This is a genomic window from Clostridium sp. AN503 (genome assembly GCF_040719375.1).
Taxonomy (GTDB): Bacteria; Bacillota; Clostridia; order Lachnospirales; family Lachnospiraceae; genus Brotaphodocola.
This window is the reverse complement of the sequence record NZ_JBFDTP010000002.1, coordinates 39,821-56,682: the sequence shown is the minus strand read 5'-3', so window position 1 is coordinate 56,682 and position 16,862 is coordinate 39,821. Positions and strand designations below refer to the sequence as shown.

General features: G+C 52.2%; 15 protein-coding genes. 2 read left to right on the top strand and 13 right to left on the bottom strand.

Translation table 11 applies throughout. From position 1 onward, the window contains the following. Positions 1-24: 24 nt before the first annotated feature. The 8 genes from phoU to AB1I67_RS07400 form a co-directional block, all read right to left on the bottom strand. Positions 25-672, bottom strand: coding sequence for a phosphate signaling complex protein PhoU (phoU, locus tag AB1I67_RS07435; RefSeq protein ID WP_367029226.1), 648 nt, complete (start codon positions 670-672; stop codon positions 25-27). Between the two features lies 1 nt (position 673). Beyond that, positions 674-1,423 carry a phosphate ABC transporter ATP-binding protein PstB gene (gene pstB / locus AB1I67_RS07430; protein WP_367029225.1) on the bottom strand — a complete coding sequence of 250 codons (750 nt, stop codon included), beginning with the start codon at positions 1,421-1,423 and terminating at the stop codon, positions 674-676. Between the two features lie 70 nt (positions 1,424-1,493). Further along, a complete protein-coding gene (gene pstA / locus AB1I67_RS07425) occupies positions 1,494-2,327 on the bottom strand; it encodes a phosphate ABC transporter permease PstA (RefSeq protein WP_367032585.1) in 834 nt (277 codons plus the stop codon). 92 nt (positions 2,328-2,419) lie between these two features. After that, entirely contained in the window at positions 2,420-3,271 is an 852-nt protein-coding gene (gene pstC, locus AB1I67_RS07420; RefSeq protein WP_367029223.1) for a phosphate ABC transporter permease subunit PstC, read from the bottom strand. 79 nt (positions 3,272-3,350) lie between these two features. Continuing rightward, positions 3,351-4,334 (bottom strand): substrate-binding domain-containing protein, encoded by a 984-nt coding sequence (locus AB1I67_RS07415; protein ID WP_367029222.1) that lies wholly within the window; start codon positions 4,332-4,334, stop codon positions 3,351-3,353. Positions 4,335-4,699: 365 nt separating this feature from the next. Further along, positions 4,700-5,947, bottom strand: coding sequence for a serine hydroxymethyltransferase (gene glyA, locus AB1I67_RS07410; protein ID WP_367029221.1), 1,248 nt, complete (start codon positions 5,945-5,947; stop codon positions 4,700-4,702). 138 nt (positions 5,948-6,085) lie between these two features. Beyond that, complete coding sequence (locus AB1I67_RS07405; protein ID WP_367029220.1) at positions 6,086-7,084, bottom strand: hypothetical protein; 999 nt, start codon at positions 7,082-7,084, stop codon at positions 6,086-6,088. A 254-nt stretch (positions 7,085-7,338) separates the two neighbouring features. Further along, complete coding sequence (locus tag AB1I67_RS07400) at positions 7,339-8,475, bottom strand: Gfo/Idh/MocA family oxidoreductase (RefSeq protein WP_367029219.1); 1,137 nt, start codon at positions 8,473-8,475, stop codon at positions 7,339-7,341. Positions 8,476-8,765: 290 nt separating this feature from the next. Between AB1I67_RS07400 and AB1I67_RS07395 the strand changes: the two genes are divergently transcribed. Beyond that, a complete protein-coding gene (locus tag AB1I67_RS07395) occupies positions 8,766-10,640 on the top strand; it encodes a PEP/pyruvate-binding domain-containing protein (RefSeq protein ID WP_367029217.1) in 1,875 nt (624 codons plus the stop codon). Between the two features lie 10 nt (positions 10,641-10,650). On the opposite strand, the gene recJ is transcribed toward AB1I67_RS07395, so the two are convergent. The 4 genes from recJ to AB1I67_RS07375 are packed head-to-tail and all read right to left on the bottom strand — an operon-like array spanning position 10,651 to position 14,212. Further along, positions 10,651-12,384, bottom strand: a complete 1,734-nt coding sequence (gene recJ / locus AB1I67_RS07390; protein ID WP_367029216.1) for a single-stranded-DNA-specific exonuclease RecJ — start codon at positions 12,382-12,384, stop codon at positions 10,651-10,653. After that, positions 12,371-13,393 carry a methyl-accepting chemotaxis protein gene (locus AB1I67_RS07385; protein WP_367029215.1) on the bottom strand — a complete coding sequence of 341 codons (1,023 nt, stop codon included), beginning with the start codon at positions 13,391-13,393 and terminating at the stop codon, positions 12,371-12,373. Before AB1I67_RS07385 ends, recJ begins: the two co-directional genes overlap by 14 nt. Beyond that, complete coding sequence (locus tag AB1I67_RS07380) at positions 13,390-13,698, bottom strand: barstar family protein (protein ID WP_367029214.1); 309 nt, start codon at positions 13,696-13,698, stop codon at positions 13,390-13,392. Before AB1I67_RS07380 ends, AB1I67_RS07385 begins: the two co-directional genes overlap by 4 nt. A 13-nt stretch (positions 13,699-13,711) precedes the next feature. Continuing rightward, a complete protein-coding gene (locus tag AB1I67_RS07375) occupies positions 13,712-14,212 on the bottom strand; it encodes a ribonuclease domain-containing protein (protein ID WP_367029213.1) in 501 nt (166 codons plus the stop codon). Positions 14,213-14,446: 234 nt separating this feature from the next. On the opposite strand from AB1I67_RS07375, the gene AB1I67_RS07370 reads away from it, so the two are divergent. After that, complete coding sequence (locus tag AB1I67_RS07370) at positions 14,447-15,814, top strand: PhoH family protein (protein ID WP_367029211.1); 1,368 nt, start codon at positions 14,447-14,449, stop codon at positions 15,812-15,814. Between the two features lie 114 nt (positions 15,815-15,928). Here AB1I67_RS07370 and AB1I67_RS07365 read toward each other — a convergent pair whose 3' ends face one another. Continuing rightward, the gene (locus tag AB1I67_RS07365; protein ID WP_367029210.1) at positions 15,929-16,789 is read right to left on the bottom strand and encodes an NAD(P)-dependent oxidoreductase; all 861 of its coding nucleotides are present in this window, start codon (positions 16,787-16,789) and stop codon (positions 15,929-15,931) included. Positions 16,790-16,862 lie beyond the last annotated feature (73 nt).

Below are 16,862 nucleotides of genomic sequence, written 5' to 3'. Positions count from 1 at the left end.
TGTCTCCTTTTTATGATCGAGCCATCACTCCATATGCGCTCCTGTGATAGAAAATTCCACCCACTCCGCTATGTTGGTGGCATGGTCGCCGATACGCTCAAAATATTTGGCGATCATCAGCATGTCAATACAGAATTCTCCCATTTTCTCATCTGTACTGCCCTGGCTCAAAAGCCCGATCAGTTCCTGTTTTACTTTCCCGAACAGATCATCCACCACGTCATCATACCGGATCACCTCATGAGCGATGTTCAGATCCCGCTTTACATAGGAATCAATACTCTGGGTCACCATCTTCATGGTGGCCTCCGCCATATCGCGGATATGCAGGCGGCTCTCCGCCTCGCGTCCCTGAATATATCCGCAGATCTCCACAATATCCGACGCCTGGTCTCCGATCCGTTCCATGTCGGAGATCATCTTGAGGGCCGAAGATACCTGGCGTAAGTCCCGCGCCACCGGCTGCTGCTGGAGCAAAAGCCGCATACACAGGTTCTCAATATCCCGCTCTTTCTGATCGATTTCCTTGTCCGTGCTGTATACGTCCTCTGAAAAATCCCCCTCGCCCATCAGGGTCCTGGACGCATAAGAGATGGCATCCTCACACAGGGCCCCCATACGGATCAATTCCACATTTAATATCTCCAGCTGTTCATCAAAACGATTGCGCATATCAACCAAACCTCCCCGTAATATAATCCTCTGTCTTCTTGTTCTTCGGCATGGAGAACAAGCTTTCCGTCTCCCCGAACTCGATCACCTCTCCCAGCAGGAAAAAAGCGGTCCTGTCAGATATACGGGCAGCCTGCTGCATATTGTGCGTAACCATGACTATAGTATAATCTTTTTTCAGCTCCACAGCAAGGTCTTCAATCTTGGAGGTGGAAATGGGATCCAGGGCCGAAGTCGGCTCATCCATCAGAAGCACCTCCGGCTGCACCGCAAGGGCTCGGGCAATACACAGCCTCTGCTGCTGCCCGCCGGACAGCCCCAGAGCGCTTTTTTTCAGCCGGTCCTTCAATTCATCCCAGATCGCCGCATCCCGCAGAGATTTCTCCACAATATCGTCAAGCTGCATCTTGGAGCGGATCCCATGGGTCCGCGGGCCAAAGGCTATGTTGTCATAAACGCTCATGGGAAACGGGTTCGGTTTCTGAAATACCATCCCCACCCGCTTGCGCAGCAGGTTGATGTCCATATCCCCGTAGATATCCTCCCCGTCCAGCAGGATACTCCCGGTTATCTTACAGCCCTCCACCAGATCGTTCATCCGGTTTAAGGATTTTAACAATGTGGACTTTCCGCAGCCGGAAGGCCCGATAAATGCGGTGATCTCATTTGCCTGGATACTCAAATCAATCCCCTTTAAAGCCTTGAAATCCCCGTAATATAATTCCATATCTTTGATCGTCAGCTTATCCATAATATCCCTTTCTGTGTTTCCGGTGCTTTGCCCGACCGGCCTGCTGTTAGTTTTTTAGCCTTCCTTTCGCCTACGACCGGCCGGCTACCTTTTTTGCAATGATCCCGGACAGAGCATTGATGCATACCACGATGATCAGAAGCACCACCGCTGTTGCATAGGACTGGTTGGTATAAAGCCCCTCGTTGGTCAGCACATACATATGCACCGCAAGGGTCCTGCCGGAGCCGAACAGGTTATCCGGAATCCCCGCCACCGTGCCGGCGGTGTACATAAGAGCTGCGGTCTCACCCACAATGCGGCCCACCGCAAGGATGATCCCGGCAAGAATTCCCGGCACCGCTGACGGCAGTACGATCTGAAACACGGTCCTCAGCCTTCCTGCCCCCAGACCAAAGCTGCCCTCCCGGTAAGAATCCGGTACGGACTTTAATGCCTCCTCCGTAGTCCGCATGATCAGAGGCAGGATCATGATCGCCAGGGTCATGGCTCCGCCGATGATCGTATAGGACCAGCCCAGCGTTACTGCAAACAGCAGGAATCCAAACAGGCCGTATACAATAGAAGGAATACCTGACAGAGTTTCCGCAGTCACCCGCACAAGCGCCACCAGACGGTTGCCCCGTTTTGCATACTCTACCAGATAGATTGCCGCAAAGACTCCCAGCGGCCCGGCGATCAGCAGGGACAGGCCCGTCATGATAACGGTATTGACCAGCGCCGGCATCAGGGATACGTTTTCACTGTTGTATTCCCAGGCAAACAGGCTGGGCGTCAGGTAGGGAACTCCTTTTATCAGGATATACGCGATCAGGAATAAAAGGGTCAGCACGGTAACCAGCGCTGAAAGGCTCACCAGCAACAGAAGCAGGAATGACAATGGACTCCGCCGGTAAGATTTCATGCGCTGCCGCAATGTCTGGCGGTTGATCGCCAAAGCGGCAGATCCCGGATTATCTGTTTCGGGATGATCCTCCCTGGTATGTCTCTCACTCATCACGTGCCCTCCTTTCTGCTGAGAACGGAGAAGGATAGATTGATGATCAGGATAAACACGAACAGCACGACCGCAGTGGCGATCAGCGCTTCTCTGTGCAGATCCGTGGCATATCCCATCTCCAGTACAATATTCGCCGTCATAGTGCGCACGCCTTTAAACAGTCCTTTTGGCATCCGCGCCTGATTTCCCGCTACCATGATGACCGCCATAGTCTCTCCGATGGCGCGGCCCACTCCCAGGATGACACCGGCCAGGATGCCGGACTTTGCTGCGGGCAGAGTGGCAAAAAACACACTCCTCTCATGGCTGGCTCCCAGTGCCAGAGCGCCCTCATAATAACTGGACGGAACTGCGTTGATCGCCGACTCCGACACTCCGATGATCGTCGGCAGGATCATGATCCCAAGAAGTACGGATGCCGTCGCCATGCTTTTTCCACTGCCGCCGAACAATACAGACATGACCGGCACAATGACCACCATACCGAAAAATCCGTATACCACCGACGGGATTCCCGCCAGCAGGTTGATGGCCGGCTTGATCACCCGGTACAATGGCTTTGGACAAAATCTTGCCATGAACACCGCCGTCAGGATTCCGATCGGCACGCCCACCACAATGGCACCGGCAGTCACGTAGATACTTCCCAGGATCATCGGCAGGATCCCGTATATATTATTGCCCGGCTTCCATTTTTCTCCCAGAAGGAACTGGAAGACTCCGATCTTTCCGATCGCCGGGACACCGTTTGCAAACAAAAACAGGCAGATCATCGCCACCGACAGGATGGATGCACAGGCGGAGATCAAAAATACCATGTGCATTCCCTTTTCTTTCACATTTCTCATAAACAACTCCCAATTCTTCAAAACCCCCTCTGTAAATGGTCTGCAGAGGGGGTCGGACTAAAGCTGCTCGTATTTTCAGTTATTTCACATCTTCCCAATCAGTCACTTCGCCGGTGAAAATGGATTTTACGTTATCGCTGGTCAGCTCCTGCACCGGGCTGTCGTTGTTTACGATCACTGCAATACCGTCCATGGCGATCACGGATGGGGTCAGACCTGCGCTGGTCTCGCTCTCCTTCAGCTCCCTGGATGCCATGCCGATGTCACATACGCCTTCGATAGCGGAAGTCATACCTGTAGTGGAATCAGACTGCTGCACCTCGACAGTCACATCCGGGTTCAGAGCCACATACGCTTCCTTCAGCTTCTCCATGACCGGGCTTACGGAGGAGGAACCTGCTACTACAACCTTGCCCTTTAAGCCGGACGCGGTGTAAGCGCCCTCATTCCCCTGGCTGATATACCCGTTTTCTTCTACAACCTTCTGTCCATCCTCACTCATGATGTATTTGATGAAGTCTGCCGCCACATCGCTTAAGCCTTCCTTCGTCGCAATGTTGAACGGACGGGAGATCTTATACGCGCCGGACTTGATATTGTCCACGGTCGCCTCTGCGCCGTCAATCTTTACCGCTTTTACGGTATCATTTAAAGAACCGAGGGAAATATATCCGATCGCCTCATCATTACCGGAAATCGTGGTCATCATGACCGAGGTGCTGTTGGTGATCTCTGCATCCTCTGTGGTGTTGTCCACCTTCTCTCCCGCATCATTTTTCTCCTCGATGCCGAACAGCTCGATGAAGGCGCCTCTGGTGCCGGACCCGTCCTCGCGGGATACCACCGTGATCGGTCCTTTTGCAGCTCCGGCTCCATTCCCCGCTTCTGCTGCCGTGGTGTTTCCCGCCTCGCTACCAGCCTCATCCGCTGCCTGATCTGACGCACTGCCTGCCGTCGTTGCCGCCTCGGTTGCTGCTTTCGTCTCTGCATTGCTGCCGCCGCATGCGGTCAGGCTGGCTGCGATCATCCCCATGGTTAAAATCATTGCCAATGTCTTTTTCATAATCTTTGTTTCTCCTCTTTTTCTTTTTTAGTTTGTAGTCTGGTCTTTACACATTTCTTTCCATAATAATCTATCATGATCAAAGGGCTTTTTTGTGGGGGAGCCCTGGGTTTTCAAAGCCTTTTGCCTTACACTGTGCATTGTAAAATTCTTATGTAAAATCCAAAAGGGTCGTTATGTAAAATGTGTGTAAAGTTTTGATTTTATGCATATGGGAATGTAAAATCCGAAAGTGAGAATGTAAAATCTATATGGAAGAAACATTTTCGCAGCAAAAAAACCCGGAACCAGCGTCTCTGCTAATTCCGGGAATGTTTGTATTCTTTATATGATTACGCACTGATATTACCGGCAAATCAGATCTCCTACTGATAGATCGGGTACTTCTCGCACAGCTTTGTCACTTCCGCACGGATATAATCTGCCTTATTTTCAAAATCAGTTGCTGCCAGCCAGATGCACTCAGCGATCTTCGGCATATCCTCTTCCTTTAAGCCGCGGGTTGTGATCGCCGGGGTACCGATGCGCACGCCGGAGGTGACAAACGGGCTTCTCGGCTCGTTGGGCACGGTATTTTTATTGAGGGTGATGTAGACCTCGTCGCAGCGGTTCTGCAGTTCCTTACCGGAGATGTCCATGCCCCGCAGGTCAACCAGCATCAGGTGGTTATCGGTCCCGTCGGTCAAGAGCTTAAAGCCCTGAGCTGTCAAAGCCTCAGCCAGCGCCGCGGCGTTCTTTCTCACCTGCTTCTGATACTCCTTAAACTCCGGTTTCAGGGCCTCGCCGAAGCACACAGCCTTTCCTGCGATCACATGCTCTAAAGGACCGCCCTGGGTACCCGGGAAAATCGCCTTGTTGAAGTTAAACTTATCCGCTGCCGCCTGATTCGCCAGGATCATACCGCCTCTCGGACCGCGCAGGGTCTTGTGGGTGGTGGTGGTCACCACGTCCGCATAGGGGATCGGGCTTGGATGCTCGCCTGCCGCTACCAGACCGGCGATATGAGCCATATCTACCATAAGGTATGCACCCACCTTGTCCGCAACCTCACGGAAGCGTTTGAAGTCGATCTCCCGCGCATAGGCGCTGGCTCCCGCTACGATAAGCTTCGGTTTGGACTCTAAGGCAATCCGCTCCATCTCGTCATAATCGATGTAGCCGTTATCATCCACGCCATAAGGCACAATGTTAAAATACAGGCCGGAGAAATTCACAGGGCTTCCGTGAGTCAGATGACCGCCATGGTTCAAGTTCATGCCCATCACAGTATCGCCCGGTTTTAACATGGCAACAAAGACAGCCATGTTTGCCTGAGCTCCGGAATGGGGCTGTACATTGGCATAATCACAGCCAAACAGCTCCTTTGCACGCTCGATGGCAATAGTCTCTACCACATCCACATACTCGCAGCCGCCGTAATACCGCTTGCCGGAATATCCTTCCGCATACTTATTGGTCAGCACCGTTCCCATCGCCATCATGACCGGCTCTGAAACGATATTCTCGGACGCGATCAGCTCTAAGTTCCTTCTCTGGCGCGCGGCTTCCTGTTCGATGGCTTTACCCACCTCCGGGTCATGCTCTGTGATAAATCTCATTACTTCATTAACCATGGTTATACTCCTTCTCTCTGTATGAGTGTCCTTGACTGCCCGGCAGCTGCCGGATTGTGACAAAGGCACTGGGGATAAGCTCCAGCGCCTTTCGTTGATATCGATAGTTTCGATTATAGTACATGGGAGCGGCGGATGTCAAGATGTATGCATCCTGCTTACAAAATCCTCCACCGACTCTGCCCTGGCCGCCAGCTTCAGCCATTTCTTTAAAATATCTAGATCCTTCTGCGCCATGATCTCTGCACGCAGTTCCTCGGAAATATCGCCCAGTTCTGTAAGGAGTTCCACCACGGCCTCTGCTTTTCCTTCTGCTCTCCCCTCTGCTTTGCCATCCATAATCATCTCCTGCAGTGCCTCACACATATCATACACCTCCTCATCCTCTTTCCTGTTTTCCAAATAACGGTCCAGTTCCCGCACGTTTCCCAAAACTGAGATAGCCCGTATGGTTTCCGAAGTCAGGGACTGAAAGATATCTTCATTCTCACTGACAAACTGCTTGAGTGCCGTCTTGTCCTTCTGGTACCTCACGAATCCAAACAACGCCTTCAATTCTCCGCTGTAAGCCTCCAAATTCTCCATGGAATGGACCTCCAGCAGATTCATCCGGTAATCGTTTATTATATCTTTATATTGGGACAAAACCGGCGGAATGTCAAGCATTTCATAAAGGCTTTTTGCCCCGTCCCACGCCTCTTTTCCCCAGTAAACGGTCAGTGTGATCACCGGCATCAGCCGGTCCGTCTTTGCCATGCCGCTCATGTATTCCGCCCCCTGCAGATCCTTCTTCTCCTGATGCTCCCTCTGAAGCCTGACGCGTTGGTTTTCATACTTTAACACGTCGTAAAGCATCTGGCGCAGCGGCATCGCATAATGTACCTCCTCCTGGTTTTCGATGCCCAGAATCAGAAACATGACCTGATCGTCATAAATGCGCAGCACATCCCTGTATTTCTCTAAAACCTCCAGAGCTGGAGCCCGGTCTCCTAGGATTGCCAGTTCGCCCGTATCCAGCTCCCGCAGCCTTTCCGGCTCAATGACCCTTCTGCTGCCAAACAACTGATTGTTGCAGATCTGTGCAAACCGCTGGCTGTCCGACAGATAACTCTTTGAAACTGCATTCTTATTTCTCATGCTGTTCCCTCCTGTGTTGTAGTTTTTAAGTTTGGAATCTGCCGGTGAAACCCGGACATGATACCAGATTACTGATAAGCGAAGAAAGCTTATCGGATGGGACTCAGTATAACACAAAATTTATCTGTAAGCAATCAAAAAGGAACATCTTCCAGCTGCCTCTTAGTCGACGTTCCTTATTGACATTTTAGTTGATATTTAAATGATCTTCCGTTTGACCAACGGCCTGAACTACCACAAATAGACCCACATTTTTATACCGGCGGATCGATCAGCTCCTCCAGCCGCTTCACGTACAGATCCTCATCCATCGGAAATTCCACCTTAGCGCCGGTCCAGGCAGACAGATAGGAGGCGTTGGCTAACAGAATACTTTTCAGCCCCTCTTCTCCCGGTGCAATCAGGGGAACGCCGTATCTTAAATGGTCACTGAAATTCTGGAACATCACTGCATATGCCTCCGGTTCCTCCTCCACATGGATCGTCTGAAGTTCATGCTCGGGCTGCCCGTAGATCTCTGCATTCTCCCGGTTGAAGATGTCTGTATCCACAAGATTCTTGTCCAGGGTCAGTGTTTTTCCACAATCGATCGTAAGCCGTCCACCTGTTCCCCAGATCTCAAAGCGGTTTACCCCCGGATTCTCCCCGCTGGCACTTATAAAACTACCGCGCAGGACCGGCCTGTCTCCTGTTCCACGATATAAAAAACGGATATCTACACTGTCGTCCACATCAAAATCATTGTATTTCCCGAAATCAATATCTGCGTCCACCGCATCCGGCATCCCCAAAAGCCACTGCCACAGATCCAGATAGTGCTGGCACTGATTGATCAGAAGACCGCCGTGCTCCCCGCTCCAGGTACTTCTCCAGGGGGCGCTGTGGTGATAAGCCGGAGAACGGAACCAGTTGTTGCACACCCATACCGCGCGGGTCATCCGCCCCAGTATGCCGCCGTCCAACAGCTCCTTCGCCTTTTTAAAGGCCGGGGACGTCCGGTTGTTGAACATCATGGCAAAAGCTGTATCGTCGCGTTTTGCCGACAACAGTTCCCGCACTTCCTTTGCGCTGATACCGGCGGGCTTGTCACACATCACATGTTTTCCGTGGGCAAACGCCATTTTCCCGATCTCCACATGGGTGGCATGAGGCGTCACGATCACCACCGCGTCAAAATCCCCGCTGTGCGCAAAGGTGTCTTCCACGTCCTTATAGACCGCCGCCTGAGGATACAGGGCCCGTATCTTCTCCTGCCCTGCTGCATTCCGGCAGCATATTCCCTGGAGACATAAGCCCTTCACTTTTCCTCCCGCCAAAATCTCCGCATATTTGCTTCCCATACCGCCAAAACCGATCACTACCGTACGTATCACTCTCTTATCTTCTCCCATGTTCAATCCCTTCCCGCGAAAGCATCAAAGGCACCGGCGAAGCGCCAGCGCCTTTGCTTTTTGTTGATAAAACTAATTATAATTCACAAAATCAATGGATGTCAAGCATTGCCATCTGTCCTTAATTGCAACAGTTCAGGCTTGACACTGTTTTCTGCACCAATTTTCCCGCCGTCTGAACTGTTATCCTTGATTCTGCCCACAAAATAAATTAGAATAAAAACAACAGATCTTTTCCAGGGTACGCGAAACATTTATCATACAGATCATACAGAAAATGGGGGACAAGAATGAACAGTTTACCGGAAATTCTTTCAAAAGAACAGATGACAGACGAGGAACGGAACTATGTCTGCAGCCAGCTTATGACCACCGAAAGCCACATGGAACATCTGATCTTAAAATATTTTACAGAAGATGACTTCAGGCGGGTCTGGGAGCGCAAGATCGGCGATGGGGTGATCGGCGGCAAAGCGTGCGGCCTGGTGGTTGCCAGAAAACTGATCCGGACGCATATGCCGGAATATGCAGAGCAGATAGAGCCGCACAATTCCTTTTTTATAGGGACTGGCGTGTTTTACCAGTATCTGGTCTTAAATCACTGCGAAGAGCTGAAGGCCAGGCACCGCATTGAGAAGGAGCATTTTCAGGAGACGGAGGAGTTGGAGCGAAGGCTCAGAAACGGAAAGATACCGGAGGATATAGAGAAAGAGCTTGTAAAGATGCTTGAGCATTACGGGAATACCCCTCTGATCGTGCGGTCCAGCAGTATCATGGAGGATGGATACGGCAACGCATTCTCAGGGAAATATGAATCCGTGTTCTGTATCAATCAGGGAACGCCAGATGAACGGCTTCTGGAACTGGAAGCCGCCATCCGCCGCGTATACTCCAGCGTAATGAACGAGTCGGCCATCGAATACCGCAGAAAACGCCATCTCCTGGACATGGACGAACAGATGGCTCTGCTGATCCAGCAGGTGGCGGGCCAAAGCTATGAAAACCTCTATCTGCCTGTAGCCGCAGGCGTCGGCTGTTCCTACAATCCCTACAAATGGATGGAATCGCTGAATCCGGAAGCCGGTATGCTCCGTATGGTGGCAGGGCTGGGAACCCGCGCGGTGGAACGGACGCCCTACGACTACCCGCGACTGATCGGGCTGGACCGCGCACAGGCCAACTTAAGGACCACCATGGCAGAACGCCACAAATTCTCACAGCGCCAGGTGGATGTGCTTGATTTTACACAGAAAAAGCTCTGCACCAAACCGTTGGAGCAGATCATAGAGCTGCTGCCCAAATGGCAGAAGAAAATGGTGCTCAGCCGCGACGAGGACGCGGAGGAGATGCTGGCTGAAAGGCACATATACCGGAAAATCTATTTTGCGGACTGCCAGGGGATGGTGGAAAACCGGGAATTTATCCGTATGATGCGGAAGCTTCTAAAAATGCTGGAGGCAGAATACGAACGCCCGGTAGATGTGGAATTCGCCATAACCAGTCCGGAGGACGGCGTCTGGAGACTGAATCTTTTACAGTGCCGCCCCCAGCAGACAGCAAGCTCCGAGCAGGTTAAGATCCCGTCCGGAATCGATCACGAGATCTTATTTGATATCCGGCGGACCTCCATGCGCCGTTCCAAGGAGGAACGGATCGACTATATCGTGTGGGTAAACCCGCAGACCTATTATGAATATCCTTATGGGAAGAAAACAGATGTGGCGCGTCTGATCGGCAGCATCAACGAACACTTTGAGGAAACGGACAAAAAGCTCATGCTCCTGGTGCCTGGAAGGATCGGGACCTCCTCGCCGGAGTTGGGGGTTCCGGTGGTCTACGCGGAGATCAGCCAGTTCAGCGCCATCTGCGAAGTGGCTTACAACGACGCAGGTTATCACCCGGAACTGTCCTACGGAAGCCACATGTTCCAGGATATGGTAGAGGCTGATGTGTATTACGGTGCGATCAACGACAACAGCAAGACCCGCCTGTACCAGCCGGAGATGCTTAAAAGTTATCCGGAGGTGCTGGATGAGATCTGTCCAGATGCCGGGGAGCTGGGCGAGATCATAAAAATCTATGATGTCAGCGGCAGCGGCGCCAGCCTGATCCTGGATGCAAGGGAAGGGCGGGCGGTCTGCCGGATCAAAGGGGATGGGGCCTGATGCCTCATCCTCAATGCAGCTTATACTCCCGTATCACGATCTGCAGCGTCCGGTTCCCGTTATACTCGTTCACATCGGGGTAATACACCACATCGATCCCCCGTTTCCCTTCCATCTCCTCCAGGAACCGGTCGCCTTCCGTGAACAACATCCCGTCCATGGCAAGGCCCTGTTCCGTCACCAGAGCCAGCTTTACCGCATTCCGGTTCTTCCCCAGCACCCGGACACTCCGGATATTTAAATTCTTCTGGGCGAACTGCGGCTTTTCATTGCCCTGCCCAAACGGCTCCAGCACCTTCAGCTCCGTCACCAGTTTTTCTGATATGTATTCCAACGGCATCGCCACGTCGATCCATATTTTTGAAACGAAATCCTCCGGCTTTAGCTGTGCCTGTTCATTGAGCCTGCGGCGGAATTCCTCCACATCCTCTTCCCTCAGGGAAAATCCTGCCGCCATATGATGCCCGCCGAACTTCAGCAAAAGCTCCTGGACACCGCACAGCGCCTGATACATATGATATGCCTCAATAGACCTGCCGGAGCCTTTCACACAGCCCTCGCTCCTGGTCAGCACAAAGGTGGGCCGGTTCCACGCCTCCCGCACACGTCCGGCGATGATCCCCGCCAGGGACTCATGGCATTCCGGCAGGAAGACCACCAGAACACGGTCCTCCGAAAGCTGTTCCTCCACCTGAGCAAGGGCTTTCTCCACCCCGTCCTGGGTCATGTCCTTCCGCTCCTCGTTGAGCAGCTTTAACTCCTCCGCCATCGCTCCCGCCGCAGTTTCTTCCCGGCAGAGCAGAAGCTCCAGAGCCAGTTTCGCCGTCTGAAGCCTTCCGCTGGCATTTAAACATGGTCCGATCACAAAACCGATATGGTACGCAGTCAGCGTCCGGATGTCCAAACCGCACGCCTCCACCAGGGCTTTTAAGCCCAGGCTCCTGGTCTGCGGCATCCTGCGCAGCCCCAGGCGGACAATGATCCGGTTCTCATCCTGCAGCCTCATCACATCCCCAACCGTAGCGATCGCCGCAAATTCCATCATTTCTTCCCACTCTTCTGCGGGGATACCTGCCAGTTCGTAGAGCACCTGCACCAGTTTGTATGCCACCACGCCTCCGCAGATCTCCTTAAACGGATAGGTACATCCGTCCTGTTTGGGATTTACCACTGCATCTGCCATGGGAAGGATCTGTTCGCCGTCCTCCCCCCGCGTCACCTCATGGTGGTCTGTGACCACCACCGTCATACCCAGCTCCTTCGCCAGCCTGATCTGCTCCAGCGCCGCAATGCCGTTATCACAGGTGACGATCGTATCGATGCCGTCCTCCTTCGCTTTCTGGATGATCGATTCGTTGATCCCATATCCATCCTTGATCCGCTCCGGGATCTGGCAGCTCACATTCCCTCCGCATCGGGAAATGCCCGTATACAGCAAATACGTGGAACAAACGCCGTCAATATCATAATCCCCCACGATCCGGATCGGAGCGCCTGCCCGGATCTTTGTAAGGATCAAAGCAGCGGCACGGTCCATATCCTTTAACAGATGGGGATCGTAAAGATCCCGGACCGTGCCGTGCAGATACCGCTCTATATCCTTGTCCTCAACTACCTCCCGGTTGCGGATGATCCGCGCGGTAACAGGGCTTATATGGAACCGCTCTGCCACCGCCGCAAAATCCGCCCGTTTCGTCCGCAGCATCCAGACAGCGCTGCTCCTCTGACGATCATTTCTGCTCATATTCTTCTATCCTTTTCTCCAATTCCGTAATCTGTGCTTTCAACTGCGCCACTTCCTCCTCGTGCTGCTTATTCCGCTCCTTAAGGCAGCTCTGCAGACTGGTGAACGCATACAAAAGCGGCGCAAAATCACCGCGGTATGCCTGCTCACAGCTGGAACGCACTTCATAATTCTTGTTCGCGATCTCACGGAACATCCGGGTCTCATCATAGATAATATCCTTGAGCCGCTGGATCAGCAGGTTCATGGCCTCGGTCAAAATACCGATCTCATCCTCTGACTGATAATCCAACTGGATATCCAGGTTCCCATTGGTCGCCCTCCGTGCCGCGTCCGCCAGTTTTTCAGAGGGTTCCTTGATCGAACGGATCAGGGAAAGGATCAGGACGATCACCACAAGGGAAACTCCCGCGATCACTAAAAGCTTCATGTGGGACAGCCTCTGATAGAGGCGGCTGGCCTGCTCCCGCTCCAGCGTAGTCTGTTCTTTCGTATAATCCACCGCCTGTAAGAACAATCCGCTGGCTTTGTTAAACAGCTCCTGGGATTCTCCCATCATCAGCTCGGTAGCCTGCTCCCGGTCATTGCCTTTACTGGTCTCGACCAGATTCCGGCTGCATTCCAGATAATCCCTCCACACTTCCTGGGCCTGCCTGATATACTCCTGGTCCGTCTCCCGGGTGGGAAGCATCTGATAAGCGCGGAACTTGGCTTCAATATCCTTTTCCAGAAGTACCAGCTCTTCTTCCAGGCTCGCCATCAGCTCCGGATCTGTTGTGATGGCATGCCGGCTCTCACGTATCCGGTAATCTGAAGTGGTGGTATTCAGCTCCTCCGCCACGATCACGGCATTCATCCAGACATCACTCAGCTCTTCGCCGACCTGGTCGATCTTCCACGCCGTTGAGACAGATTCGCTCCCCAACAGGAACAGTCCCAAAATGCTCACTATGCCAAGCAGCATTAATTTGACGCTGATCTTTACATCACGAATGGATTTTATCTTCATAATAACATACCTTCATCTTCTTCATAGTTGTCCTCCAGACAGGAGAAAATCACACACAGGTGCGGATTTTCTTCCTCCGCATCCTGAAATACCCGCTTTACCTTTTTAAGGTATGCATTCACGGGCCGGTCCTCCTCCGGCTTGAAGATCCCCACACAGGTATCCTCCGTCATCTCCGTCAGCATGTCGTAAAGCGCATCCAGATTCTTCCCATAGTGCTCCGGGAAGTCAAATACCAGCGCAAGATAGTCCTGCACCAGCTCCGGTGTCCCGGTCACTTTAAAATCCAGCAGTATCTTTCTCATATCCTGCCCCTCCTCAGTACAATTGTTCAAAGGACTTGTAATGATCCTCTGTATAAAAAATCAAACCGTCATTGGAATAAATCAGTCTTTTTGCCCCGCGGTAACCGCCGTCATAATCCAGGTCGCACTCATAGTATTTCCGCCCGTCCTTCTCCGGAAGCTGCCCCTCATAATTGCCAAAATGACTGCCTCCGATGCTCCTGCCCGGTGCCACATCCGTAAGATTCCCCTTCTTACTGTCCCAGCCAAGCTCCTGTGCTTCCTTCTTGGTGATATAGTTGTCCGGGAGCCGTCCGTAGGTATGGAGGTAAAGCGCCACCTCCTCCTTTGTGTTGTAGCTGCCGTGTTCCTCCAGTCCCGCGCTGCCATCTGACTGCGATATCACTTCCGTACTGCCCTGCGGCCCTGTCTCATCTTCCGGCGCCATCCCATAGACAGAACAGCCAGCCGCCATGCACAGCACCATGACAGACAGGATCAGCCATGCAGCCAGCCTTTTTATCCTGAAAATCATAATCGTCTCCTTTTTGTCGCGTATGCTGTCATTATACTCAATTCCACTCCAAGAAACAAGGTCAATTATTTTTCCCTTACGCCATCCCCTATATACCTAACAAAAATTTTACCTGAAACAGGTTGTTTTTCCCATTTCCCCTTTATATAATGATACCAGGGACAAAAGCCTTTTGCCCTCACATATTAGTAATAGAAACAGCAGTAAATAAAATATCCCAGCGAGGTAACGCCCATGAAGAAGACCTACGTATTGGACACAAACGTACTGATCCAGTCTCCGCTTGCTCTCCTAGCCTTTAAAGATAACCAGATCATACTTCCCATGGTTGTCCTGGAGGAACTGGACAAGTTCAAAAGCGACGATGCCGAGCGCGGCCGCAACGCCCGCCATGTGATCCGCTTTTTAGAACAGCTCCGCCAGTCCGGCAATCTGTTAGAAGGTGTAACCTTAGAATCCGGCGGAACCTTACGCATTGAAAGCAACTTTACCTCTGTCAGGCTCCCGGATGATTTCCGAAACGACATAAATGACAACCGTATCCTGCAGATCTGCGTGGGTCTCGCCCCCACCTGCAGCTCTCTGATCCTCGTCACCAAGGACATCATGGTCCGTTTAAAGGCACAGAGCCTGGGCATTCCTGCCGAAGACTTCACCAATGAACAATCCCCCTCGATTAAAGAACAATATACAGGACGCATGGACGTTTACGCCCCCGATGAATCCATCAACAGTTTCCGTAAAAAAGGGATCCCGCCCCAGGAAATCTACATCATACAGGATGAAAAGCGTTTTCCCGTCTCACCTGTACCAAACCAGTTTTTCATCATTCATTCTGAAACCAGTGATAAAAAAACCGTTCTGGGCCGTTTTGACGGAAAGAACGTCATACCTCTGAAATATCTGAAAGAAAAGCCATTCGGCGTATGCCCGCGCAATGTGGGACAGCGATTTTTACAGGAAGCCCTGATGCTCAGTGCGGAAGAAGCGCCCCTTGTCATCGTAAAAGGCGCCGCCGGCACCGCAAAAACCTTCTATTCCCTCGCTGTCGGCCTGCAGCGTACCTTCGAAAAAGACTCCAAAAAATACCGCAAGATCCTGATAACCAGACCCAATGTCCAGTTCGACGACGATATTGGATTCCTGCCCGGCTCTGAGCAGGATAAGATCGCCCCGCTCCTGCGCCCCGTCATCGATAACCTGGAGCTCTTAGTTGACCAGGACGACGGAGAGCGCTACCGCAATGAAAAAGAATTGAGCGGCAAGGTAGAAGAACTTTTTGCCCGCGGGATCGTCACCACCGAAGCAATGAATTTTATCCGCGGGCGTTCCATATCCCAAACCTACCTGATCATCGACGAAGCTCAGAACCTGACCCCAAAACAGGCCAAAGGCCTCATCACCCGCGTAGGCTCCGGCACCAAGGTCATCCTGTTAGGCGACCCGATGCAGATAGACAACCCACTGCTGGATGAGCGGACCAACGGCTTAAGCTATGCCTCCGACCGCATGAAAGGCAGCCCCCTCTGCTTCCAGATCACCATGAAATCAGAAGAATGCGAGAGATCAGATCTGGCCTATGATGCAGCTTCGCGAATGTAACGTAAGCGCGGGGAGGGGAAAAACGGGCTCACCGACGACAATCCGCCGCCGATCCCGTTTTTCCGCCTCCCCGCCCCCATTCTCGGACGAACCCCCTTCACCACTAAAAACCACCTACCGATAAAATTTGATAAGCGCCTGTGTCCCCAGGTCTCCCATTCCCCGTCGTTCCAACTCTTCATACATGCCAAGCACGTATTCCAGCGTCCCCAGCTTCGCGTCCGCACCTGTGGCTTCTTCTTCCGCCAGCTTCATATCCTTAATAAAATGTTTGATAAAAAATCCCGGATCATAATCATCCTTTAAGATCCGCGGAACCACATTGCTCATCTGCGCGCTGCCTGCCGCGCCGGTGGAGATCGAATCCAGCATAGTTTGAGGATCTAATCCCACGGCATTGGCATAAGCAAGGGCTTCGCAGGCTCCTGCGATGGCTCCTGCAATGGCAATCTGGTTGCACATCTTGGTATGCTGTCCATTGCCCGCCTTGCCCTCATAATTAATATTCTTCCCCATGGCCTCAAATACCGGCAGACAGGCATCAAACGCATCTCTATCTCCGCCCGCCAGAATCGTTAAGGTCCCCGCTTTGGCTCCGCTGTCTCCGCCGGTGACCGGAGCATCCAGAGCATAAAGCCCCGCTGCTTTGGCTGCCTCATAAATCTTTACCGCCAGCTTCGGACTGCTGGTGGTCATGTCAATCACATAAGTGCCCTTCGGCGCGTTAGCTATGATACCGCCTTCCCCCAGATAAACCTCTTCCACATCCTTTGGATAACCAACGATGGAAATGACAGCTTCCCGATCCTCGACACATTCCTTTACTGTGCCGCGCCAAACGGCGCCCTCCGCGATCACATCTTCCACTTTCGCTTTCGTCCTGGTATAGATCGCCACTTCGAATCCCGCTTTCATCAAATTGCGTACCATGGATTTGCCCATGATCCCCACGCCGATAAATCCTATTTTTTTCATTTTGCATTTCCCCTTTCAAAAGTTATTTTTTAGCCCTCCGGCATCTGCAGACAAAATCCCTGCCCGACAGATA